Source organism: bacterium Scap17 (genome assembly GCA_013376735.1).
Lineage (GTDB): Bacteria > Pseudomonadota > Gammaproteobacteria > Pseudomonadales > Halomonadaceae > Cobetia.
Genome location: VINJ01000001.1, coordinates 101,738 through 123,332, shown reverse-complemented (window position 1 = coordinate 123,332; position 21,595 = coordinate 101,738). Strand labels below are relative to the sequence as shown.

Sequence of the window (21,595 nt, the reverse complement as noted above, 5' to 3'; positions counted from 1 at the left end):
GCCACCCCCAGCGCCCTGCCACCGTGAAAAACAGAAGAAAGTGATATGAATGAAGTGGCCCTACTGTCATTGCCGGCATTGACCTCGCTCGCCGTGATCTCGCTGGCCAGCGCCACCCTGCTGCCCGGCGGATCGGAGGCGGCCTTCGCGGGGCTGTGGTGCCAGGGGCACGCGCCCTGGGCGCTGTGGGTCGCGGCGACGCTGGGCAACACGCTCGGCAGCCTGATCAACGTCGCCCTGGGGCGTGGCGCCCGCCGTCTGCGCACACGGCGCTGGTTTCCGGTCTCGCGACGCGCATTGGCGCGCGGCACCCTGTGGTATCGCCGCTTCGGCGCCTGGAGCCTGCTGCTGAGCTGGGCCCCGCTGATCGGCGACCCGCTGACGGTGCTGGCGGGCGTCTTCCGGCTGGCGTGGTGGAAAAGCATCGTCCTGATCGTGATCGCCAAGGGCGGACGCTATGCATTGCTGCTGCTGGCAGCCGACCTGTGGCTGACGCCCTGGTGCCAATGACCGCCGCACGGCTCCTGCTCCTGCTCCTGCTCCTGCTCCTGCTCCTGCTCCTGCTCCTGTTCCTGTTCCTGACCTCACCCTCGTCTTTGTCTCTGCCACCTCAGTCAGTCGCTTGAATGAGATCGCAGACACGCAAGGCGAGGATGCGTGCTATGCTGACAAGCGCCATGCTGCACTGCACAATAAAAGCACTTCGATTGCTTTTCACCAGTGCCTCATTGCCTTGATCAGGTGCTCCGCTGCCCTTGATATGCACCTCGTCACCCTTTCGCCGCCTCCACGAGCCCACGCCCCCCCCCATCACATGGCGTCTCGCTCGCGACGGTCCCCCTGACCTCGGGCATTCCCCGGCGGAGTGCTGCACTGCTAGAGAGGAGAAGGTTTCATGCGTGATACATCCTGCGACTTCTGCGCCGATGCGCTCAATATTCTGGTGCTGCAAGGCGGTGGTGCGCTCGGCGCCTACCAGGTCGGCATCTTCGAGGCGCTGGCCGAAGCCGGTATCCAGCCCGACTGGGTGGTCGGCACCTCGGTCGGCGCCATCAATGGTGCCCTGATCGCCGGCAATCCGGAGGGCGAGCGCCTCAAGGCCCTCGAGTCATTCTGGTATGGCATCGCCCAACCCGCTGCCAGCATGGGCCCCGCCTTTCATCCGTGGGAGCGCAGTGTCGCGCGTACCTCCGCCATGCTGTGGGGCATTCCGGGCTTCTTCCGCCCGCGCCCGCTGTGGACGGTACCGATCTGGCAGAGCTTCTTCGGCGAGCCGCCCAGCCTCTACGACACCGAGCCGCTGGGCGACACGCTCAATCGGCTGGTGGACTTCGAGCGCCTGGATGCCCGCCACCCGGAGAACGTTCGCCTGTCGGTGGGGGCGGTGAATATCGGCAGCGGCGCGCTGCGCTACTTCGACTCCTCGCATGAAGCGCTGGATCACCGCCATATTCTGGCCAGCGGCGCCCTGCCACCGGCCTTCCCGCCGGTGTGGGTCGATGGCGAAGCCTATTGGGATGGTGGCCTGTACTCCAATACGCCCGTCAGCTGGGTGCTGTCGGAGCGTCCGCATGGCGAGACAGTGGTCAACTGCTACGTGATCGACCTGTGGAGTGCCGATGGCAAGGTGCCGGAGACCCTGCAGGAGGCGCAGCTGCGCGAGAAGGACATCCAGTATTCCAGCCGTGCCGGCGAGCACCTCAATCTGCTGGAGGAGAATCAGGCGCTGCGCATGGGGATCGAGAATCTCGCCGACCATCTGCCGGAGGAGCTGCGCCAGTCGCCGAAGATCCAGCGCATCCTCGCCATGACCCAGCAGCCCTCGATCAACGTGGTGCGTCTGCTGGCCTCGGCGCGCCCGGGCGAGACCTCACTGAAGGATATCGACTTCTCGCGCGCGACCATCGACTCGCGTCGCGACAGTGGCTATCAGGACATGCAGGAAGTGCTGAGCCGCTGCAGCCAGTTTGCGCCGCTGCCGGAGGATATCGGGGTCATCGTGCGCAACTTCACGCGCAACGCCGAGGGCGAGCTGGTCAGCCTGTCGACGCCGGAGGCAAGCTCCAGCGACGATGACGAGGCGAGCATCACGGCAGAGGACCTGCCCAGCCAGGCGACCGGCAGCTGAGCAGCGCTGACGACGATTCAGAACGATCTATCCACACCCCATCGCAGCCGTCACGCGCTGGCGGCGCACCAGGTGGGTGTGGATAACCCGGTGTCGGCAAGACGCCACCCGCCGGGTGGCCTCACCCGCGAGGCTGCGCGGCCCCCAGCCGTGAACACTCCTCGCGGGTAAGCTCGCGCCACTCCCCCGGCGCCAGCCCCTCGAGACTCAAGCCCGCCACCGACTCACGGTGCAGCCACACCACGCGATTGCCCAGGCTACGCCACAGTCGCTTGACGTGGTGATGGCGGCCCTCGTGCAGCGTCAGGCGTGCCTGGTCCGCGGTGAGAAACGCAAGCTGGGCCGGCAGTGTCGGGCGCGGATCATGTTCGAGCAGCACCCCCTGGCGAACCTGTGCGATGGCGCTTTCCTGTTCGGCCTCCGTCAGAGGCCGCTCCAGCCCCATGCGATAGCGCTTGGCGGGCCCCTCGAGCCCGGCATCGCTGATGCGCGCCGAGACATCGCCGTCGTTGGTCAGCAGCAGGGCGCCGGTCGTCGCACGGTCGAGGCGGCCGACATGGTGGATCTCGGCCAGCCAGCCGCTGTCCTCGCCGCGTGCATTCAGCGTGTCACGCAGCACATCGATCACGGTGGGATGTTCGGGGTCATGACAGGCCGTCACGACCCCGGCGGGCTTGTTGAGCAGGATATGACGCGGACGCCGCGCTACCTGCAGGCAGACGGTCGCGTCAGGCGCTGACAGGTGGATGTCATCGAAGGGGCCGACCTCATGCAGCGGGTCGCTGATCGTCGCGCCGTTGACCCGCACACGCCCCGCCGCCAGCGCCGAGAGCGCATGACGACGGTTGAGCTGTGGCTGACGTGTCAGCCAGCGGTCCAGCCGCATGGCCTAGTCCGCCGCCTTGAGCTGGGCTTCCATCTCTTCCAGCGCTTCCTGAGCCTCGAACCATTCGGCTTCGGCCTCATCGAGGCGACTCTTGATCTCGCCCTGGCTGGCCAGCAGCTTGGTCAGCTCCGCCTTGCGGTCCGCTTCGTAGAGCGTGGCATCGCCCAGCGCTTCCTCGATCTTGTCCAGCTCGCCCTGCGCCTTGCTCATCTTCTGCTCGGCCTTGTCGCTGACCTTCTTGAGCGGACGCAGCTTCTCGCGCAGTTCAGCCGCCTGACGGCGCGCCTCCTTGCGGTCCGGCGTGCGTGTACTGTCAGTCCCAGCATCGGCATCCTTCTGGGCTCGCGCTTCCCGCCGCTCGCCCTCGACCCGCGCCTTGAGCCAGGCACGGTAATCATCCAGGTCACCATCGAAGGGCGTCACGCGACCATCGGCGATGCACCAGAATTCATCGACGCAGGCACGCAGCAGGTGGCGGTCGTGGGAGACCAGAATCACGGTGCCCTCGAAGGTCGCCAGTGCATCGGTGAGCGCCTCGCGCATGTCGAGGTCCAGGTGGTTGGTCGGCTCATCCAGCAACAGCAGATTGGGCTTCTGCCAGGCGATCAGCGACAGCGCCAGACGCGCCTTCTCGCCACCGGAGAACGATTCCACCGTGGCGTAGACCTCATCACCGTGGAAGCCGAAGCTGCCGAGGAAGGTGCGGATCTCCAGCTCACCCGCCGACGGTGACAGGCGCAGCACATGATTGAAGGGCGTCGAGGACAGGTCGAGCCCGTCCACCTGGTGCTGGGCGAAGTAGCCGATGGCCAGATGCTCGCCGGCGGTCCGCTGGCCCTCGACCAGCGCAAGCTCGCCGGTGAGCGCCTTGATCAGCGTCGACTTGCCGGCGCCGTTGGGGCCGAGCAGACCGATGCGCTGTCCCGGCAGCAGTGAGAAGCGTACCCCGGAGAGCTGCGGCGGCTGACCGGGATAGCCGATCACCGCTCGGTCCAGCCCCAGCAGCGGATGCGAGATCTTGTCGGAGCACGGGATGGTGAAGTGGAACGGGGAATCGGCCTTCACGGCCGCCGTTTCCTCCATGCGCTCCAGCATCTTCATGCGGCTCTGGGCCTGACGTGCCTTGGTGGCCTTGGCCTTGAAGCGACGCACGAAATCCTCGATCTCGGCACGCCGCGCCATGGTCTTCTCGTGCTCGACCTGCTCACGCACCAGACGCTCGGAACGCGTGCGCTCGAAGCGGCTGTAATTGCCCTTGTAGACCACCAGCTTGCGACGATCGAAGTGGATGATGTGATCACACACCGCATCGAGGAAGTCGCGGTCGTGGGAGATCAGCAGCAGCGCGCCGGGATAACGCGCCAGCCATTGCTCCAGCCACAGCAACGCATCGAGATCCAGGTGGTTGGTCGGCTCATCCAGCAGCAGCAGGTCGGATGGCGTGAACAGGGTACGCGCCAGATTGGCCCGCATGCGCCAGCCACCCGAGAAGGCCGCCAGCGGCTGACTGAGCTGCGCCTGGCTGAAGCCAAGGCCGACCAGCAGCTGCTCGGCACGTGCCCGTGCGGTATAGCCATCGAGGGTGTCGAAATGGGCGTGCAGCTCGGCCTGACGCTGGTGCTCGCCGCTCTCTTCGGCGGCCGCCAGGGCGCGCTCGGTCTCGCGCAGCGCGTGGTCCCCGTCCATGACGTAGTCGACGATCGGACGCTCCAGTGCATCGATTTCCTGCGCCATGTGCGCGACACGCACGCCACCGGCCAGCGATACCGTGCCGCTGTCGGGCGTCAGCTCGCCGAGGATCAGGCCGAACAGGCTCGACTTGCCGGCGCCGTTGGGGCCGACGATACCGGCCTTGTGACCGGCATGCAGCGTCAGGTCCGCTTCGTCGATCAGCGGTGCTCCGCCGCGTTGCAGGGCGAGCTGGCGCAGTGCAATCATGACAACCTCGATCAGAAAATACGGGGGACGTCGGGCTCCCGTTCACCGCCACCGACACGAGCGCTACGACTCAGCAAGCTGCTGGGCGCGACTCGTGAAGAGACATCATCGGTGGCACGTGAAGAGACATCATCCGTGACACATGAAGAGACATCATCCGTGACACACGAAGAGGCCGACTTGATGGGCGCATATTCTATCGGATTGTGGGACTACGCGCTGTCTCTGTATGCCCTGCCCGGCGAGGTCGGCTCTGCGGGCAACTCTCAGCCGACGCCGGACATGATGAGTACCTGCCTGCTGCTGCAGAACGAGGCGGGACTCGATGTCTGCGAGCTGCTGTGGATTCACTGGCTGTCCGCCCACGGCATCGCCCTGGCCGCCTCGCCCACTCGCCTGCTGGAAGACGTGCGCGACTGGCAGGGCTGGATGACCGCCATGCTGCGCGAGCGCCGCCGCCAGCTGAAACAGGAGCTGACGACACTGCCCGCGACCCAGGACCCGGCCGCGGTGCAACGCCTGGAACGCCTCTATCAGCAGCTCAAGGCCTGCGAGCTGTCCGCCGAGCAGGAGACCCTCGCCCAGCTGGAAGAGCTGAGTCCTGCACTGTCGTCAGCCGAAGGTGCGACCGGCCTGCGGGCGCCCTTCGCGCATGTCGCGGACCCGCTGCAGGCCTTTCAACAATCACTGGCTCTGTTGAGCGGCAAGACGACGCTCGCCGTGGGGGATCACCCGACGGCACGCGCCCTGCGCAGACTGGCACTGGCCCGCGTGCCCGTCAGCGCCTGACAACGCCAGCGAGATGCGGAACTTGTACGCGGCTGGTAGAGTCGGAGTAACACTAGTGCCCGAGGCAGGCCATGCCGCCTCGGTGTCAATTGCGTGTTTCGGGCCCGTCTCAGGCCCATTCCATCCTGAAGGAGTTTTCATGAAACAGCTGGTCAGTGCCGTCGCGCTCGGCGCCCTCCTGGTCACCCCGTTCAGCTTTGCCGCCGATGACAGCCTCGCAGACGAGCAGGCACAGCTCAGCTATGGCATCGGCGCAACTCTGGGCAAGAGCCTCTCCCAGGACATCACCGATCTGGATCTCGACGCCTTCACTCAAGCCGTGCGTGATGTCTACGCCAAAGGCGACATGAAGATGAGCGACCAGGAAATCGCGGATTCGCTTTCCCGCTTCCAGCAGAAGAAGATGGAAGAGCAGAAGAAGATGGTCGAGCAGGAAGCGACCGACAACAAGGCAGAGGGTGACAAGTTCCTCGCCGACAACGCCAAGAAGGACGGCGTGAAGACCCTGGATTCCGGCCTGCAGTACAAGGTGCTGGAATCCGGAGACGGCGCGACCCCGTCCGCTGAAGATACCGTCAAGGTGAACTATGAAGGCAAGCTGCTGGACGGCACCGTCTTCGACAGCTCCTACCAGCGTGGCGAGCCGGTCAGCTTCAAGGTCAACCAGGTCATCAAGGGTTGGCAGGAAGCACTGCAGGAAATGAGCGTCGGCGATACCTGGATGCTCTATGTCCCGGCCGAGCTTGCCTACGGCAAGGCTGGCACCGGCGGCCCGATCGGCCCGAACGAGACGCTGACCTTCAAGGTCGAGCTGCTCGACGTGACCAAGGCCGACGCAAAGCAGTAATGGCGGCGTAAGCCTCCCCCTGCTGGTAACCGGCAAGCACTGCTGCCGGTAGCAACGAAAGAGCCGCCCATCGGGCGGCTCTTTGCGTTTCTGGCAATGGCGGATGTCCGCTGGTTCTCCACTCCAGAAATCCCTGTACGGACGCCGCCAGCCTGTGGATAAATCTGTGGGGAAGCTATTGACCACAGGTTGACAACCGGCCTTTCCGGTGCCTGTCGCGGCAGTGATGCTGGTTGAACGCAAAGCAACCACTGACTTGATATTTTTAGTCGATATCACGTAACAGTTTGTTTTTAATAGCCTTTATAAATCAGCACTTGACGACACTGCGTTGCATGTTCGAGGCGTCATGATTATCCACAAAATTTTCCTCGAGCGCTTGCCAACTTGTGGACAATGTGTATTTCACCTCTGAGAAAGGCCTCAAGACGCGGCGCATTCAGCGGGTGCCACGCAGGGCTCAATCAGCGGTCGCGCTCAGGACGCGCGTCACGCCAGCGCGAACACCGGCCGGCCCCGGCGTGAACGGAATACGATCGTAGATGCGCCCCTGGGCAGAGACGAGATAGAGCGCGGCACCATGATCGATGGTGTAACCCAGCGCGGAGTCCTGTGCCTCGACACGTCGATAGCTGACGCCATAACGCCGCGCCACATCGGCGAGTGCCGCCTGACTGCCGGTGATGCCCTGAAAGCGTGGCCCGAAGTGCCCGGTGTACTCGGCCAGCCGGGCAGGCGTGTCGCGCTCGGGGTCCAGCGACACCATCACCGGCACCACGCGCGCCGCCGCCTGGGGTGGCAGTTCAGACATCACCTGACGCAGCGCCGCCAGCGTCATCGGGCAGACATCCGGGCACTGGGTATAGCCGAAGTAGAGTGCGACGACCGGCGTGGCCTGCGCATCTGCGGCCTCGCCCATCGTGACCTCCGCGAGTGTGAAGTCACCCTGCTGCGATTCGAGCTGGATGGGACCGCCCAGACTGGCCCAGGCCTGCATCCCCGCGACCGGCGCCAGGTCCTGCTGCGCCTGCTGCCAGGCGACACCGGCTCCGATCACGGCCGCCAGGCCGATGGCGCCCAGCAGCCACCAGCGTCTGGCGACGCCCTTGTCGAGCTGATGGCTCTCTTGTCGGCGAGTGCCTGCCTGCCCGTCCTGTGACTTTCGCTCTGCGCCCATCCCTGCCTCCCGGTGCCTTCATGCCTGAAACGACGTCCCTGCCGGCCGGGCTCAACGCCAACGGCTAGCTGCCCTGATGCGTCGGGCGGGTATCACGGCGAAACAATTGATCGACCGAGCTTTCTAGCTGCTCCGCCGTGGTGGCCCGGGGATGGCTATCGAAATCGAACCAGCTGCCCAGTCGGCCAAGCTCGGTGGTCACGATCACCTGCGCACGCCACGCCATGGTCGCGCTGCTGCAGAACCCCAGCTGCCCTTCCCCCTGCCAATGCTGGCGTTCGAGGCTCTGGGCATCGGTGGTGCTCAGCACGCTGCGCTTCACGCCCATGTCCATATGGCGGCCGATGAAATCCACCTCGACCCCCTCCGGTGAGACGCCCTCCGTCATCACGCGAATGCCCAGCGGTGTCAGCGGACTGATATCACCGTCCAGCGCCAGGGTAATACGCCCGAAGCGGCCCAGTTCGGCAGTACAGGGGGCATGATTGAGCTCGCAGGACTGATTGGGCGCAAACCAGGTCACCTTGCCGTTGCTGCCATCGCGTACCAGGTAATAGTCGAGCAGGTAATACAGCGAGACCACGATGGTGATCAGCGTGACGATGATCAGCAGATTGAGCAGCCGCGGGCGGGCATTGTCTTCTTCTACGCGATACATGGCAGTTCCGGCAACGGTCCGGCAGCGCATCGACAGGCAAGGCGCCCCGAATGGGAAAGAAAGTGACGTGATGGGAATGGTCTGCGCTCAGACACGGCATGACGGCAACGCGTGGCCGGCGAACAAGACCTGAGTCCAAGTGCAGCGCTGAGCGAGTCATGACAAGCTTACCAGCCCGCCTCACCGCGGCAGTAGGCGAGACATCATGTCACGCGCACACCACGTCGCTCTCAAGGCATTCGCACTCAGCCCCGACAAGGAGTCAGCATGGCAAGTGTACAGCAGGCGCTCGGCCCCCTCTTCCTGTTGATCCTCGCCGGGGCGCTGCTCGGGTGGAAGCGCTTCCCCGGCGAAGGCTTCTGGAGCGAACTGGAACGCCTGATCTATTACGTGCTGTTCCCTGCCATGCTGGTGTCCACGTTGGCACGTGCCGACATGGCCAGCGTGCCGGTCGTGGCGCTGGCCAGCGTGATGCTGGGCGCGATGCTGCTGTTCGCCGCCGCGCTATGGCTGAGCTGGCGTCACGCGCCAGACTGGCTGAGCCGCCATATGGGCGACGCCGCCTCCTTTACCTCGCTCTTCCAGGGCAGCATCCGCTTCAACAGCTACGTCGGTGTGGCCGGGGCAGCAGCGCTGCATGACAGCGCCGGGGCGACCGTCGCGGCCGTGGCGCTGGCGATGATGGTGCCTGCCGCCAACCTGCTGTGCGTGATGGCCTTCATCGGGGCTGGCACCCTGGGCGAAGGCGGCCTGCTGCGCTCGCTCAAGGCGCTGACCCGCAACCCGCTGGTACTGGCGTGTCTGGCCGGCACGGCCCTCAACCTGAGCGGCATCGGCTTGCCGGGCTGGAGTGGCGACGCCATCAGCCTGCTGGGGCGCGCCGCCTTGCCGCTCGGCCTGGTCGCGGTGGGCGTGGCGCTGCGCCCGCGTGTGCTGGTCAGCAGTGGCAGCGTGGCGTGGCTGGCAAGCCTGCTGAAGCTGCTGGCGATGCCGGCACTGGTGGTCGTGCTCTGCCGATGGTTCGGCCTCGAGGGGGTGGCGCGCGATGTGGCGATTCTGTTCGCGGCGCTGCCCACCGCGACCTCCGCCTATATTCTGGCCCGCCAGCTGGGCGGCAATGCCGAGCTGATGGCGGCCTTGATCACCGCCCAGACGCTGCTGGCGATGCTGACCCTGCCCCTGTGGCTGGCGACCTGAGCTCCTGTCGACCTGAGCTCCTGTCGAGCTGTCGAGCTGACGACCGAACATTCGAAAAGCGCCTTGAGTCCCCACCGTGTGCGCAGCGCACAACAAAAAGGGCATCCCCAGATGAGGATGCCCAAGACCGTGACTAGCTTGATGAGGAGAAACACCGTAGCGGGGGCCTGACTCCGCCGCTACGGCTGGGCTTGCGCCCTGCGATGTCTGCCCGGACACCGCACATACAAGATAATCATTCTCATTTGCTTTTGCAAGGCAAATGCGAAGAATTTCTATTTAAGTTTTATCTTGTACATCCTCTAGCGAGAACACCCTCAGCTCCGCATGCAATTCGACCTCCAACGCCGTCATGGCTTCCGCACGTGCCAGGCCATCACGCTCGGCGCGATACAGATGCGGGGTCATGGTCAGCAGGTCCCGAATCTGCTCATTGCTGGTCAATGACAGCCCCGCATGCAGATGCTCGACCTCGCCGCTGATGGCGAAGCCCGCGGACTCGGCAGCGCTCAGTCCGGCCTCGCCACGCGCGGGCTTCAGCTCGCGGTAGAGAATCCTGCGCAACGCCAGCAGGTGCTCGGCCCCCGCCTCCAGCAGCACGACGTGGCCACCGGGCTTGAGGACACGCGCGAATTCCTGCCAGACAGGGAAGCCGAAGGCGCAGATGACGACATCCACACAGGCATCCTCCAGCGGCAGGGCGGCGTTGGTGCCCACCAGCCAAGCGGCATCACGTGATTGCTTCGCCGCGGCCAGCACCGCATGTTTGGAGATATCCACCCCCGCCGCCGTCAGCGAGAAATCCCGCTCACCGGCAGCGCACGCCAGCTGACGCAGATAGAAGCCTTCGCCGCAACCGGCATCCAGCACGGCCAGCGACGTCTGGGCCGCAGCCAATGCCAGCACACGACGGGCCAGGGCCGCCGCCAGCGGCTGATAGCCGCCGAGGGCGAACAGGCGCTGGCGGGCACTGACCATCGCCTTGCTGTCGCCGGGGTCCAGGCTGCGTTTGCGCTGCACCGGCAGCAGATTGACATGCCCCTGGCGTGCGATATCGAAGCGATGCCCGTCGGCACAGCACCAGCTCTGGCCATCACGTACCAGCGGCTGGGCATCCAGCGGACAGGTGAGGGCCGTCAGCGGGGTCATGGTCGGGCGATCAGCCGAGTCAGCGGTAGGCGTCGTCATGGTCAGCAACTCTCGGGACGAAGTGGGAAGAGAAGGGAAAAAGCGGTGGGCCTCACACGCAAGCGGCCACCCGAAGGCGGCCGCGATGCAGCGTCAGGATGACGCCGCCACTGCGCACGAGGCGCTGATCAGTCCTGCTTGACGAAGATCAGGTCCCACACGCCGTGGCCGAGACGCTCGCCGCGCTGTTCGAACTTGGTCAGCGGACGGAAGTCCGGACGCGGCACATAGGGTGCGGTTTCCGCCGGAGCGGTGTTGGCAAAGCCCGGCGCTTCGGCCATCTCTTCCGCCATCGCTTCGGCGTAGTTGGCCCAGTCGGTGGCCATGTGGAAGTGGCCGCCCGGCTTGAGCACACGACGCACCAGCTCGACGAAGGCCGGCTGAACGATACGACGCTTGTGATGCTTCTTCTTCGGCCACGGGTCCGGGAAGAACAGCTGGAAGGTGTCGGCGCAACCGGCCGGCACGCAATCCGCCAGCACTTCCAGCGCGTCGTGACGATAGACACGCAGGTTGGTCAGGCCCAGCTTGTCGACATCATCCAGCAGCTTGCCGACGCCCGGCGCGTGCACTTCGATGCCGATGAAGTCGGTGTCAGGGTTGGCCTGCGCCTGTTCACACAGTGACTTGCCCATGCCGAAGCCGACTTCGATCACCAGCGGCGCCCGACGCCCGAACAGCGCTTCGAGATCCAGCTCGCCCTGCTCGTGACGCAGGCCAAGGCGCGGAAAGACCTCTTCGAGCCCGCGGGTCTGGGCCTGGGTCATGCGGCCACCACGAATCACGTAGCTCTTGATGCCACGCTTGCGGGCGACGGCTTCATCGGCAACGGAAGGGGACGCTGGCGCGCTTTCGGTCTGCACGCCCTCGGGCTGCGCGCTCTCGTTCTGCACACTCTCTTGCTGCGCATCGTCAGCGGGAGCAGAAGTGGACATGTCGTCCTGCGGCTTGGAAGTCTCGTCAGTCATGGGGTCGTCTTGGTCTTTGCATGAACGATGCGCGAGCATCGGATTCGAATGTTTCAGGGCTCAGCCGGTGATCAGGCCAGCGCCCGGTGAAGAAGCACGTGCCGTCAGGCGAGTCGGCATGCGGCCGGCCAGGAAGGCACCACGGCCGGAAATCACGGCCTGACGCATGGCATCTGCCATCAACAGCGGCTGGCGCGCGTGGGCGATGGCGCTGTTCATCAGCACGCCATCACAGCCCAGCTCCATGGCGAAGGCGGCTTCTGACGCCGTACCCAGACCGGCATCGACCAGCACCGGCACATTGGCGCGCTCGATGATCAGCGATAGGGTGTGCGGGTTGAGAATGCCGAGGCCGGAGCCGATCAGCGAGCCCAGCGGCATGATGGCGCAGCAGCCGATTTCCTCGAGCTGGCGCGCGACGATGGGGTCGTCGGAGGTATACACCATCACGTCGAAGCCATCGGCGACCAGCGCTTCAGCGGCCTTGAGCGTCTCGACGATATTGGGATACAGGGTGTCCTGATCGCCCAGCACTTCCAGCTTGACCAGGTTGTGGCCATCCAGCAGTTCACGGGCCAGCTTGCAGGTACGCACCGCGTCACGCGCGTTGTAGCAGCCGGCGGTGTTGGGCAGGAAGGTATAGCGATCCGGTGACAGCACGTCGAGCAGGTTCGGCTCGTCAGCGTTCTGGCCCAGGTTGGTACGGCGGACCGCAAAGGTGACCACTTCCGCGCCGGAGGTCTCGATGGCGGAACGTGTCTCGTCCATGTCCTTGTACTTGCCGGTACCGACCAGCAGGCGCGAGGAGAACTCGCGACCGGCGACGATCAACGGGCTGTCGCCGGCGACCTGGGTGACGGGGGTGTTCAATGTCGGGGCAGAACTGTCTGTCATGATGACCTCATCGAGCTGGACGTGAACGCGCTGAGCGCGAGCGAGTAGTGAAAAGTGTCAATCCTGGAAACAGGACGGATCAGCCACCACCGATGGCATGGACGATCTCGATGCGGTCACCGGCATGCAGACGGGTGTCGGCGTGCGCGCTACGTGGCACGATGTCTTCATTGCGTTCCACTGCCAGCCGGCGGCCCTGGAGACCGAGACTCTCGACCAGGGCGGCAATCGTCGTGTCGTCCGCCACCACGTGGTCTTCACCGTTGAGCTGTATCTGCATGCTGTCCTCCCGCGAAAAGAGGCCGCTATTGTAGCGGCTTTACGTGGACAGGCGTAGGCACATCGTGCCGCGCCATCTGCCCTCAAGGAATTAATGTCTATGCGTCACAACGACTCCCACTCCCGCCACTGGTGGCTGGCCATGGGACTGGCCGGCATGTCCACCGTCGCACTGGGTGCCTTCGCCAGCCATGGCCTGCGCGGCACCCTGAGCGCGGACATGCTGCGCGTGTTCGAGACCGGCGTCCGCTATCAGATGTGGCACGTGCTGGCGGCGGTCGGGGTACTCGCCTGGCGCTCGGTGCAGCCGCTGCGCGGCCAGATGCTGACGCTGGGGCTGTGGGCCGCCGGCATCCTGATGTTCTCGGGGTCGCTGTATGCCCTGGCGACCACGGCGCGCACCCAGCTGGGCATCATCACGCCCATCGGCGGCCTGCTGCTGATCGCCGGCTGGCTGAGCCTGGCCGTCACCGGCTGGCGTCAGCGCGGCAGCGAGGAGAAGGACATCAACAAGCTGTAGCGCGCTTCCCCGTGACGCTGCCGAGGTCAGTCATCGCTGTCCGGCAAGGTATAGGTCGCGGTCACGATGGCGACCGGGTCGGTGTCACCGTGGCTGAAAAGCTCGATCTCGCCGACAGCCAGTCGCCGGCCCAGCTTGCGGATGCGCGCGGTGGCCATCAGGTCGCGGTCGCCGCGCGCACGGCGCAGGAAGTGGATACTGAGGTCACTGGTGACGGCCATCGGCTCCGGGCCGATCTCGCCGAGAATCGCGACATACAGGCAGACATCCGCCAGCGCCATCATCGTCGGCCCGGACACGCAGCTGCCGGGACGCAGGTGCTCGTCCTCGATGGCCAACCCCATGGTCGCCCAGCGATCGCCGACGGCCTCGATGGTCCCCAGACGCTGGGGGAAGACTTCATCGAGGAAATCCTCGATGGCGGCGGCGCTCATCACGGGCATGACATTCTCCTCGACACACTGGGTCCGATCGCGCGGTTACGCGGTTTCTGGGGCAAGGCTAGCGGCAAATGCGGTCTCGGGAAACATGCGCCTGGCAAAATAGTCGCCGAGCAACTCCTGCTCGGCGACAGACGACAACGGCGACCCAGGGTCGCCGTTGTCGTGTTCAGTGTTTCCTCAAGCCAGCCGCCCTGCGATCAGCGCGCCTGCTGCTTTTTCTCGAGACGACGGCGGTGCAGGACCGGCTCGGTGTAGCCACTCGGCTGCACGCGCCCCTGGAAGACCAGCTCGCAGGCGGCCTGGAAGGCGATGGAGCCCTCGAGGTCATCCGTCATCGCCTGATAGCTGGGGTCCGCGGCATTCTGACGGTCCACCACGCCGGCCATGCGCTCCAGCGTGTCCTGCACCTGGGCACTGTCGACGATGCCGTGATGCAGCCAGTTGGCGATGTGCTGGCTGGAGATGCGCAGCGTGGCGCGGTCTTCCATCAGGCCGACATCGTGGATGTCCGGCACCTTGGAGCAGCCGGTGCCGTGATCGATCCAGCGCACCACATAGCCGAGAATCCCCTGGGCATTGTTGTCCAGCTCGGCCTGGATCTCCTCGGCACTCCACTGGGGATCGAGCGCCAGCGGGATGGTCAGCAGATCATCGAGGCTGGCCCGCGGACGGCTGAGCAGATCATGCTGCACGTCCTTCACCGAGACCTGGTGATAGTGCAGCGCATGCAGCACGGCGGCGGTCGGCGACGGTACCCAGGCGGTGTTGGCGCCGGCACGCGGATGGCCGATCTTCTGCTCGAGCATCGCGGCCATCAGGTCGGGCATGGCCCACATGCCCTTGCCGATCTGGGCACGGCCGCGCAGGCCGCACTCGAGACCGATATCCACGTTCCATTTCTCATAGGCCTGAATCCAGGCGGCGCCCTTCATGTCACCCTTGCGCAGCATCGGGCCGGCTTCCATCGAGGTATGCATCTCGTCGCCGGTGCGGTCCAGGAAGCCGGTGTTGATGAAGGCCACGCGGGAGCTGGCCGCGGCAATGCAGGCCTTGAGGTTGACGGTGGTGCGACGCTCCTCATCCATGATGCCCATCTTGAGCGTGGAGTCCGGCAGCCCCAGCAGCTGCTCGACCCGCGCGAACAGCTCATCGGCGAAGGCGACTTCCTCGGGGCCGTGCATCTTGGGCTTGACGATGTAGACGGAGCCGGTACGCGTGTTGCAGATGCCACCACGCGCCTGCTTGTCGCCCTTGAGGTCGTGCAGCGCGATCAGGCTGGTGAAGATGGCATCCATGATGCCTTCCGGCGCTTCGCTGCCGTCCTCGAGCAGGATGGCCGGGTTGGTCATCAGATGACCGACGTTGCGTATCAGCATCAGCGAGCGACCATGCAGCACACGCGTGGTGCCATCGGCACCGGTGTATTCGCGGTCCGCATTCAGCTTGCGCGTCATGCTGCGACCATTCTTCTCCAGGGTCTCGGTCAGGTCGCCCTTCATCAGGCCCAGCCAGTTGCGATAGACCGTCACCTTGTCTTCGGCATCGACGGCGGCTACCGAGTCCTCGCAGTCCATGATGGTGGAGAGCGCAGCCTCCATGATCAGATCACTGACGTTGGCGGGGTCGGTCTTGCCGATGGGGTGCTCGGCATCGATCACAAGCTCGGCGTGCAGGCCGTTGTGGGCGAAGATGATCGCGCTCGGCGCGCTTTCGTCGCCGCGATAGCCGAGGAAGCGTTCCGGCGACTTGAGGCTGAGGTCACGCCCTCCGGCACGCACCAGCAGATGACCATCACGAATCGTGTAGCCTTCGCTGTCGTGGTGGCTGCCGCCGGCCAGCGGCGCGATGGTATCCAGCACCTGGCGCGCATAGGCGACGACCTTGGCCCCGCGCGCCGGGTTGTAGTCCTTGCCACGCTCGGCGCCATCTTCCTCGCTGATCGCGTCGGTGCCGTAGAGCGCATCATAGAGGGAGCCCCAGCGCGCATTGGCGGCATTCAGGGCGTAGCGGGCATTCATCACCGGCACCACCAGCTGCGGGCCGGCCTGCTGGCAGATCTCGCTATCCACGAAGGCAGTGCTGGCTTCGACCGTGTTCGGCTCCGGCAGCAGATAGCCGATCCTGTGCAGAAACGCCTTGTAGGCCTCGAGGTCTACCTTGCCCGGATGCTCGCGGTGCCAGACGTCGATCTCGCTCTGCAGCTGCTCGCGGGTCGCCAGCAGTTCGCGGTTGCGCGGCGCAAGCTCATGCAGCAGTGAATCGACACCGGCCCAGAAGGCCTCCGGCGCGATGCCTGTGCCCGGCAGCGCTTCCTGCTCGATGAAGCGGTGCAGGCTGGCATCGATGGCCAGGCGTTGAAGTTGAATACGGTCGGTCATGCGTCTGCTCTCCCTGAAAACGAATCGCTGGAAACCCTCAACGGCTGACAAGACTGCAGGCAGTCATGTTGATGAAGACTCTCGTCGCGCGCTGCTGAGCTGGCGCGGCCGATGACGTTTGGATTGACGCCATCGACTGCCGGACAGGAGGCAGGCGCCACCTGCCGAACGGGGACGAATCCCATCACCATACCCGATGGCGAGGCCGGCGAAAGGATGGCTATGACCAATGAACAAGCTCATGGAGCCCGATTACCCGCCCAGCGTTGATTCCGCGTCGCTGTTGTTGCTCGGCGACAGGCGGGGAAAACAGTGAAGAAACACTGTTCTTTGTGTAGCTCGCAGCCGCGCCAGCCGCTAGCATGGCAGCATTATGGAGATGACCATGCCCGATTTCAGTGAACTGCTCGACCACGGCCCCTTTATCCGCCTGCCTGACATGCTGCCGGGCCAGACGTCCAGTCCATTGGAGCGTTACCTGGGCCATTATGGTCTCGATGCGCTGCGCAGCGAGGACATCGCCGTGCATGCCGGCCACCTGGAGGCCGGGGGCTTTCGCCTGTGGGCCCAGCTATGGACACCGCGCAAGCCGCGCGGCACCGTCTTCGTGGTCCACGGCTACTTCGATCACCTCGCCCTCTATCGCCATCTGCTGGCGCACCTGCTGCGCAACGGCTGGCAGGTCGCCTTGTGGGACCTGCCAGGGCATGGCCTGTCATCCGGCGAGCCCGCCTCCATCGATGACTTCGGCGACTATGTCGGCTGCCTGCAGGCCTTCCAGGATTACCTGGAAGACCACAGCCTGGCGCCGCACCCGTGGTTCGGCATCGGCCAGAGCACCGGCGGCTCGGTGCTGGCCACCGACGCCCTGATGCGTGGCGATGAATCGCGCTGGCAGGGTATCGCCCTGCTCGCACCGCTGGTACGGCCGTGGGGCTGGTCGCAGTCACGCTGGCTGCACAGCATGGCGCGCCCCTTCATCGATTCCATTCCGCGCAAGTACCGCGCGAATACCAATGATGTGGCCTTCTACGAGTTTCTCAGCACCAATGATCCGCTGCAGGCCGATCGCCTTGCGGTGAAGTGGGTGACGGCGATGCGGGAGTGGATTCCCCGGCTGCGCGCCCTGCCTCCCTGCTCACTGCCGACCCTGATCCTGCAGGGCGAGCAGGACACCACCGTCGATTGGCAGTGGAATCTCGGCGTACTGGCGAGCAAGTTCCCCAATGCGCGCATCTACCGCCATCCCGAGGCCCAGCACCATCTGGTCAATGAAGCCGAGCCGATTCGCCAGGAGCTGTTTGCCGAGCTGGACGCCTTTCTCGATGCCCTGTCGCAGCGCCCGTCAGACCTGCCGCAGCAAGGGCGCACGGCATGAGGGCCCTGCATCGCCTGCCCATGCTGGCCGCGACCCTGCTACTCTCCACGCTGGCGGGCTGCATGAGCCTGGACCAGGTGCCGCGTGCCGAACGTGACCCCATCTATGGTCTCGGCCAGAGCGCGGCGCGCCTGATCGCCGAGCAGCGCTGGACACCCCCGCTTGAGCAACAGGTATTGCTGCTCGCGCCGCCCGAGGTGGATGCCACGCTGCAGGCCAACCCGGGCGCGCTGAACGAGGCGCTGACCCGCGCGCTGCTGGCGCTCAAGAACGGGCCTCAGGTGCTCAACTGGAGCACTGACCGCCCCGCCGTCGATAGCCGTCAGTGGCGTCTCGAGACCACCCTCGAGGCTAGTGGCGTCGCACTGACCCTGTCGGACCGCACGCTGCAGCCGTACCAGCTGCAGATGACGCTGGTCCGCAGCGCCAGTGCCGAGCGCAATGAGACGCGTACCTTCACCCTGAGCGGTGCCTTCGACCAGGCGGCCCTCGAGTCGCTGGCGCGCAATCCCCCGCGCCCTGATCTCCAGGTCTTGAGCCCTGAGCCCTGAGCCCTGAGCCCTGAGCCCTGAGCCCTGAGCCCTGAGCCCTGAGCCCTGAGCCCTGAGCCCTGAGTCTTGCGCCCGGCTGCGCCGAGGTCCCCGCCACCTCTGATACACCCTTTATCGTTTTCTGCTTTTCCGGAGCCAACATGACCACCGCCAGTCCCCGTCGCTTTCTTGCCCACCTCTATCAGGATGGGCCGCATAACCCGTTCCCCGGCATCAAGGCGCTGGAACGCAGACTGGGACACGCGCTGCCGTATCAATATGGCTCCAACGAAGGCCTCGACATGCCGCACCACACGCTGGGCGGCGCGCTGGGTACTGCCCTGGCCGACCTGAGCCGCAGCTATGCCGACGCCGATGCCTGGCAACTGCGCCAGCAACTGGCTGAGCGTCTGGGAGTCGCGTACGAGAATCTGCTGGTCGATGCCGGTGCCGACAGCCTGCTGGCACTGGTGATGCGCGCCACCGTCTGTGCGGGCGAGCGCGTGATCACCAGCGCCGGCACCTATCCGACCCTGGCGTACTTCGCCCGCGGGCTAGGCGCCGAGGTCATCGAGGTGCCCTACAGCGAGCGCTTCGCCACGGCCGATGATGCCTCATCGTCGCGACTGGCACCGGACCTCGCGGCACTGCTCGCCGCGGCAAGGCAGCATGATGCCCGCGTCGTCTATCTCGCCAACCCCGATAACCCCAGCGGCCACCTGCATTCTGACGCCGATGTGCGCGCCCTGCGCGACGCCCTGCCGGAGAGCTGCAGCCTGCTGCTGGACGAGGCCTATCACGACTTCCGCCCGGACGCCGCCCACGCCGACCATGCGCCCATGGCACGCACCTTCCGCCTGCGCACCTTCTCCAAGGCCTATGGGCTGGCGGGCCTGCGTCTCGGCTTCATGATCGCCGAGCCTGACGATGTCGTCATGCTGACCAAGGTGCGAATTCACTTCGCGGTCAGCGCCCCGGCAATGGCCGCAGGTGAGCTGCTGCTGGCGCACCCTGAAGAGGCGGCAGCGCATGTCGCCGGCGTGATCGACTGTCGCGATCGTCTCGCCGAGCATCTGCGCTCGCTGGGCGCGGAAGTGCTGCCCAGCGCGACCAACTTCCTCTGCGTGCGCCTCAAGAGCGCCGAACTGGCAGCGCAGGTGCAGCAGCAATTGATGGCTCAGGGCGTGCTGATCACTCGCTCCCCGCATCCTTCGCTTGGCCATATCCTGCGCATCTCGACACTCGAAGACAGTCTGGTGCCGGGCCGTCTGGCGCGTCTCGAGCAGGCCATCGCCGAAGAGCGCCGTTCATGAACGATTTATCGTGAGGGCTTCGCGATGACGCTGGTCAGCCTCGCGGCCCGCGCCTTGAGCAGCCTCGCCGTGATGGGTGCGAGCCTCTGGCTGGTGCCCGCACTGTGGTTCCGCCTGCCGGGGCCGGAAGGGCTGCGCACCACCGTGGCTGCTCTCGCAGCGGTGCTGGGCCTCGTGTGCGTGATTGCCCTGTGGTGGCCACAGGCCAGCGCAATTCGCTGGCGGCTGATGGGCAGCTACCTGATGCTGCTGGTCGCAAGCCTTGCCTGGTGGGCCAGCATCACGCCTCGAGCGGACCGCGACTGGGCGCCGGAGGTGGCGCATCTGGTCGAGGGGAAGGTAGTCACGCCAGCACGGGACGAGGCTGCCACCCAAGGTGAAGTGCTGCATCTCGAGCAGGTACGCAACTTCGTGTGGCACAGTGCCGAGGATTACACGCCGCGCTGGGAAAGCCGCGACTATCCGCTGGAGGAGCTGACCTCGGTGGACCTGCTGACCAGTCACTGGATGGGCCCGCAGATCGCCCACACGCTGGTCAGCTTCGGCTTTGCCGATGGCCGCTATCTGGCCTTCTCGGTGGAGATCCGCAAGGAACGTGCCGAGCAGTTCTCGACCCTCGGCGGCATGTTCAAGCAGTACGAACTGGCGGTGATCGCCGCCGACGAACGCGACATCATCCGCGTGCGCAGCAATGTGCGCGGCGAGCAGGTACACCTCTATCGGGTGCAGATGCCGCGCGAGATGATCCGCGAGCTATTGCTGGCCTACGTCGACGAAGCCGAGACATTGCGCACTCAACCACGCTTCTACAACACCGCCACCAGCAACTGCACCACCCTCGTCTACGCGATGATGACTCGCCTGACCGACGGCCTGCCGCTGGACTACCGCTTGCTGCTCTCCGGCTATCTGCCGGAATACGTTGCAGACCAAGGCGCCCTGAGTGACGCTGCGCCCTTCGCGAAACTCAAGGCCAGCAGCCTGATCAATCCCGCCGCCATCGCCGCCGATGAGCATCCGGACGGCGACTTCTCACGCCTGATTCGTGCAGGCATTCCCGGCGCGGACAGCCCCTCATACTGAGCCCGCGCAGGGCTGAGGTCCTGACCCGCCAACGTCAAGCGCTGCGCTGCTGGGCACCGGCGCCCGGGCGAGCCGGGTCCCTGCCCATCATGCGGTCCAGCTGGCGATAGCCGATGGCCTCCATCAGCTGCGGCCGCTGCACACCGTCCTGGTCGATCAGATCACTCAGTGTCAGTGCGACACGCAGCACCCGGTGATAGGCTCGCGCCGAGAGATTGAGGCGTGACAGTACGCCGGCCAGCCACTGGCGCTCGCCGTCTTCCAGCTGACAGGCGGTTTCCAGCGCGTGGGAATCCAGATGGGCATTCAGGCCGCCGCGTGCCAATTGGCGCGCGCGAGCGGCCAGCACTCGTTCGCGCACGCCGGCCGAGGCCTCGCCGGGAGTGGCGGACGTCAGCTCCTCGGCGGGCAGGCCCGGCACCTCGACCTGCAGGTCGATGCGGTCCAGCAACGGGCCGGACAGACGCGCCTGATAGCGCTGGATCTGCGCCGGGGTGCAGCTGCAATTGCGGCGACTGTCACCGAGGTAGCCGCAGGGGCAGGGATTCATCGCCGCGACCAGCTGGAAGCGCGCCGGGAAACGGCGTTGATGGCTGGCGCGCGAGATCAGGATACGGCCACTCTCCAGCGGCTCGCGCATCACTTCCAGCACGCCACGGTCGAACTCCGCCAGCTCATCCAGAAACAGCACGCCATGATGCGCCAGCGACACCTCGCCCGGGCGCGGCTTGGAGCCACCGCCCACCAGCGCGACCCCACTGGCCGTGTGGTGCGGGGCGCGGAATGGCCGCTGCCCCCAGCGCTCCATGATCGGCAGACCACATACCGAGCGCACCGCCGCGACTTCCAGCGCCTCACCTTCGCCCAGTGGCGGCAAGATGCCGGACAGGCGACTGGCCAGCATCGTCTTGCCGGTGCCCGGCGGACCAGCGAACAGCAGGTTGTGGCCGTGAAGACCTACAATGTAGGCTGCCGCCATCAACACACGCAGTAACAGAGCT

21 protein-coding genes and 1 pseudogene are annotated in these 21,595 nt (G+C 65.5%); 10 read left to right on the top strand and 12 right to left on the bottom strand.

Annotation, left to right across the window (positions count from 1 at the left end; translation table 11 throughout):
• Positions 1-78 precede the first annotated feature (78 nt).
• On the top strand, positions 79-510 hold the full coding sequence (locus FLM52_00565) for a DedA family protein (GenBank protein NVN54314.1): 432 nt from the start codon (positions 79-81) through the stop codon (positions 508-510).
• A 385-nt stretch (positions 511-895) separates the two neighbouring features.
• Positions 896-2,128 (top strand): patatin-like phospholipase family protein, encoded by a 1,233-nt coding sequence (locus FLM52_00560; protein NVN54313.1) that lies wholly within the window; start codon positions 896-898, stop codon positions 2,126-2,128.
• A 121-nt stretch (positions 2,129-2,249) separates the two neighbouring features.
• Here the strand turns inward: FLM52_00560 and FLM52_00555 are convergent, their stop codons facing one another.
• Complete coding sequence (locus FLM52_00555) at positions 2,250-3,014, bottom strand: rRNA pseudouridine synthase (protein ID NVN54312.1); 765 nt, start codon at positions 3,012-3,014, stop codon at positions 2,250-2,252.
• A 3-nt stretch (positions 3,015-3,017) separates the two neighbouring features.
• Positions 3,018-4,952 (bottom strand): ATP-binding cassette domain-containing protein, encoded by a 1,935-nt coding sequence (locus FLM52_00550; GenBank protein ID NVN54311.1) that lies wholly within the window; start codon positions 4,950-4,952, stop codon positions 3,018-3,020.
• Here FLM52_00550 and FLM52_00545 point away from each other — a divergent pair.
• Together FLM52_00545 and FLM52_00540 are read left to right on the top strand one after the other, a co-directional pair.
• Positions 4,878-5,741 carry a TIGR02444 family protein gene (locus tag FLM52_00545; protein ID NVN54310.1) on the top strand — a complete coding sequence of 288 codons (864 nt, stop codon included), beginning with the start codon at positions 4,878-4,880 and terminating at the stop codon, positions 5,739-5,741. The two genes, FLM52_00550 and FLM52_00545, sit on opposite strands and share 75 nt — an antisense overlap.
• Before the next feature lie 139 nt (positions 5,742-5,880).
• Positions 5,881-6,588, top strand: coding sequence for an FKBP-type peptidyl-prolyl cis-trans isomerase (locus tag FLM52_00540; protein NVN54309.1), 708 nt, complete (start codon positions 5,881-5,883; stop codon positions 6,586-6,588).
• A 460-nt stretch (positions 6,589-7,048) separates the two neighbouring features.
• Here the strand turns inward: FLM52_00540 and FLM52_00535 are convergent, their stop codons facing one another.
• Complete coding sequence (locus FLM52_00535; GenBank protein ID NVN54308.1) at positions 7,049-7,765, bottom strand: SCO family protein; 717 nt, start codon at positions 7,763-7,765, stop codon at positions 7,049-7,051.
• 157 nt (positions 7,766-7,922) lie between these two features.
• Positions 7,923-8,423: pseudogene (locus tag FLM52_00530) on the bottom strand (hypothetical protein).
• Between the two features lie 267 nt (positions 8,424-8,690).
• On the opposite strand from FLM52_00530, the gene FLM52_00525 reads away from it, so the two are divergent.
• Positions 8,691-9,620 carry an AEC family transporter gene (locus FLM52_00525; GenBank protein NVN54307.1) on the top strand — a complete coding sequence of 310 codons (930 nt, stop codon included), beginning with the start codon at positions 8,691-8,693 and terminating at the stop codon, positions 9,618-9,620.
• Between the two features lie 279 nt (positions 9,621-9,899).
• On the opposite strand, the gene FLM52_00520 is transcribed toward FLM52_00525, so the two are convergent.
• The 4 genes from FLM52_00520 to thiS form a co-directional block, all read right to left on the bottom strand.
• Complete coding sequence (locus tag FLM52_00520) at positions 9,900-10,769, bottom strand: methyltransferase domain-containing protein (GenBank protein NVN54306.1); 870 nt, start codon at positions 10,767-10,769, stop codon at positions 9,900-9,902.
• A 167-nt stretch (positions 10,770-10,936) separates the two neighbouring features.
• Complete coding sequence (gene trmB / locus FLM52_00515) at positions 10,937-11,743, bottom strand: tRNA (guanosine(46)-N7)-methyltransferase TrmB (GenBank protein ID NVN54305.1); 807 nt, start codon at positions 11,741-11,743, stop codon at positions 10,937-10,939.
• Positions 11,744-11,836: 93 nt separating this feature from the next.
• The gene (locus tag FLM52_00510) at positions 11,837-12,670 is read right to left on the bottom strand and encodes a thiazole synthase (protein ID NVN54304.1); all 834 of its coding nucleotides are present in this window, start codon (positions 12,668-12,670) and stop codon (positions 11,837-11,839) included.
• Positions 12,671-12,749: 79 nt separating this feature from the next.
• Positions 12,750-12,950 (bottom strand): sulfur carrier protein ThiS, encoded by a 201-nt coding sequence (gene thiS / locus FLM52_00505; GenBank protein NVN54303.1) that lies wholly within the window; start codon positions 12,948-12,950, stop codon positions 12,750-12,752.
• Between the two features lie 99 nt (positions 12,951-13,049).
• On the opposite strand from thiS, the gene FLM52_00500 reads away from it, so the two are divergent.
• Positions 13,050-13,469: a DUF423 domain-containing protein gene (locus tag FLM52_00500; protein ID NVN54302.1), complete on the top strand. Its 420-nt coding sequence runs from the start codon at positions 13,050-13,052 to the stop codon at positions 13,467-13,469.
• A gap of 26 nt (positions 13,470-13,495) precedes the next feature.
• Here FLM52_00500 and FLM52_00495 read toward each other — a convergent pair whose 3' ends face one another.
• The gene (locus FLM52_00495) at positions 13,496-13,912 is read right to left on the bottom strand and encodes a PaaI family thioesterase (protein NVN54301.1); all 417 of its coding nucleotides are present in this window, start codon (positions 13,910-13,912) and stop codon (positions 13,496-13,498) included.
• Between the two features lie 197 nt (positions 13,913-14,109).
• On the bottom strand, positions 14,110-16,290 hold the full coding sequence (locus FLM52_00490) for a malate synthase G (GenBank protein NVN54300.1): 2,181 nt from the start codon (positions 16,288-16,290) through the stop codon (positions 14,110-14,112).
• A 385-nt stretch (positions 16,291-16,675) separates the two neighbouring features.
• Here FLM52_00490 and FLM52_00485 point away from each other — a divergent pair, with 385 nt between their 5' ends.
• Both FLM52_00485 and FLM52_00480 read left to right on the top strand, forming a co-directional pair.
• Positions 16,676-17,668, top strand: coding sequence for an alpha/beta hydrolase (locus tag FLM52_00485; GenBank protein ID NVN54299.1), 993 nt, complete (start codon positions 16,676-16,678; stop codon positions 17,666-17,668).
• Complete coding sequence (locus FLM52_00480) at positions 17,665-18,219, top strand: hypothetical protein (GenBank protein NVN54298.1); 555 nt, start codon at positions 17,665-17,667, stop codon at positions 18,217-18,219. The genes FLM52_00485 and FLM52_00480 overlap by 4 nt, the downstream gene beginning before the upstream one ends.
• Here FLM52_00480 and FLM52_00475 read toward each other — a convergent pair.
• Positions 18,125-18,316 carry a hypothetical protein gene (locus FLM52_00475; protein ID NVN54297.1) on the bottom strand — a complete coding sequence of 64 codons (192 nt, stop codon included), beginning with the start codon at positions 18,314-18,316 and terminating at the stop codon, positions 18,125-18,127. The two genes, FLM52_00480 and FLM52_00475, sit on opposite strands and share 95 nt — an antisense overlap.
• 43 nt (positions 18,317-18,359) lie before the next feature.
• Here FLM52_00475 and FLM52_00470 point away from each other — a divergent pair, with 43 nt between their 5' ends.
• On the top strand, positions 18,360-19,511 hold the full coding sequence (locus FLM52_00470) for an aminotransferase class I/II-fold pyridoxal phosphate-dependent enzyme (GenBank protein ID NVN54296.1): 1,152 nt from the start codon (positions 18,360-18,362) through the stop codon (positions 19,509-19,511).
• Positions 19,512-19,535: 24 nt separating this feature from the next.
• Positions 19,536-20,594 (top strand): DUF4105 domain-containing protein, encoded by a 1,059-nt coding sequence (locus FLM52_00465; protein NVN54295.1) that lies wholly within the window; start codon positions 19,536-19,538, stop codon positions 20,592-20,594.
• Between the two features lie 34 nt (positions 20,595-20,628).
• Here FLM52_00465 and FLM52_00460 read toward each other — a convergent pair whose 3' ends face one another.
• Positions 20,629-21,573, bottom strand: coding sequence for a YifB family Mg chelatase-like AAA ATPase (locus FLM52_00460; protein NVN54294.1), 945 nt, complete (start codon positions 21,571-21,573; stop codon positions 20,629-20,631).
• Positions 21,574-21,595 lie beyond the last annotated feature (22 nt).

Bases quoted from the DNA above. Each gene is read 5' to 3' on its own strand.
- FLM52_00560 (NVN54313.1), top strand. From the start codon at position 896: ATGCGTGATACATCCTGCGACTTCTGCGCCGATGCGCTCAATATTCTG.
- FLM52_00555 (NVN54312.1), bottom strand. From the start codon at position 3,014: ATGCGGCTGGACCGCTGGCTGACACGTCAGCCACAGCTCAACCGTCGT.
- FLM52_00545 (NVN54310.1), top strand. From the start codon at position 4,878: ATGCAGCGTCAGGTCCGCTTCGTCGATCAGCGGTGCTCCGCCGCGTTG.
- FLM52_00550 (NVN54311.1), bottom strand. From the start codon at position 4,952: ATGATTGCACTGCGCCAGCTCGCCCTGCAACGCGGCGGAGCACCGCTG.
- FLM52_00540 (NVN54309.1), top strand. From the start codon at position 5,881: ATGAAACAGCTGGTCAGTGCCGTCGCGCTCGGCGCCCTCCTGGTCACC.
- FLM52_00535 (NVN54308.1), bottom strand. From the start codon at position 7,765: ATGGGCGCAGAGCGAAAGTCACAGGACGGGCAGGCAGGCACTCGCCGA.
- FLM52_00525 (NVN54307.1), top strand. From the start codon at position 8,691: ATGGCAAGTGTACAGCAGGCGCTCGGCCCCCTCTTCCTGTTGATCCTC.
- FLM52_00520 (NVN54306.1), bottom strand. From the start codon at position 10,769: ATGACCCCGCTGACGGCCCTCACCTGTCCGCTGGATGCCCAGCCGCTG.
- trmB (NVN54305.1), bottom strand. From the start codon at position 11,743: ATGTCCACTTCTGCTCCCGCTGACGATGCGCAGCAAGAGAGTGTGCAG.
- FLM52_00510 (NVN54304.1), bottom strand. From the start codon at position 12,670: ATGACAGACAGTTCTGCCCCGACATTGAACACCCCCGTCACCCAGGTC.
- thiS (NVN54303.1), bottom strand. From the start codon at position 12,950: ATGCAGATACAGCTCAACGGTGAAGACCACGTGGTGGCGGACGACACG.
- FLM52_00500 (NVN54302.1), top strand. From the start codon at position 13,050: ATGCGTCACAACGACTCCCACTCCCGCCACTGGTGGCTGGCCATGGGA.
- FLM52_00495 (NVN54301.1), bottom strand. From the start codon at position 13,912: ATGCCCGTGATGAGCGCCGCCGCCATCGAGGATTTCCTCGATGAAGTC.
- FLM52_00490 (NVN54300.1), bottom strand. From the start codon at position 16,290: ATGACCGACCGTATTCAACTTCAACGCCTGGCCATCGATGCCAGCCTG.
- FLM52_00485 (NVN54299.1), top strand. From the start codon at position 16,676: ATGCCCGATTTCAGTGAACTGCTCGACCACGGCCCCTTTATCCGCCTG.
- FLM52_00480 (NVN54298.1), top strand. From the start codon at position 17,665: ATGAGGGCCCTGCATCGCCTGCCCATGCTGGCCGCGACCCTGCTACTC.
- FLM52_00470 (NVN54296.1), top strand. From the start codon at position 18,360: ATGACCACCGCCAGTCCCCGTCGCTTTCTTGCCCACCTCTATCAGGAT.
- FLM52_00465 (NVN54295.1), top strand. From the start codon at position 19,536: ATGACGCTGGTCAGCCTCGCGGCCCGCGCCTTGAGCAGCCTCGCCGTG.
- FLM52_00460 (NVN54294.1), bottom strand. From the start codon at position 21,573: ATGGCGGCAGCCTACATTGTAGGTCTTCACGGCCACAACCTGCTGTTC.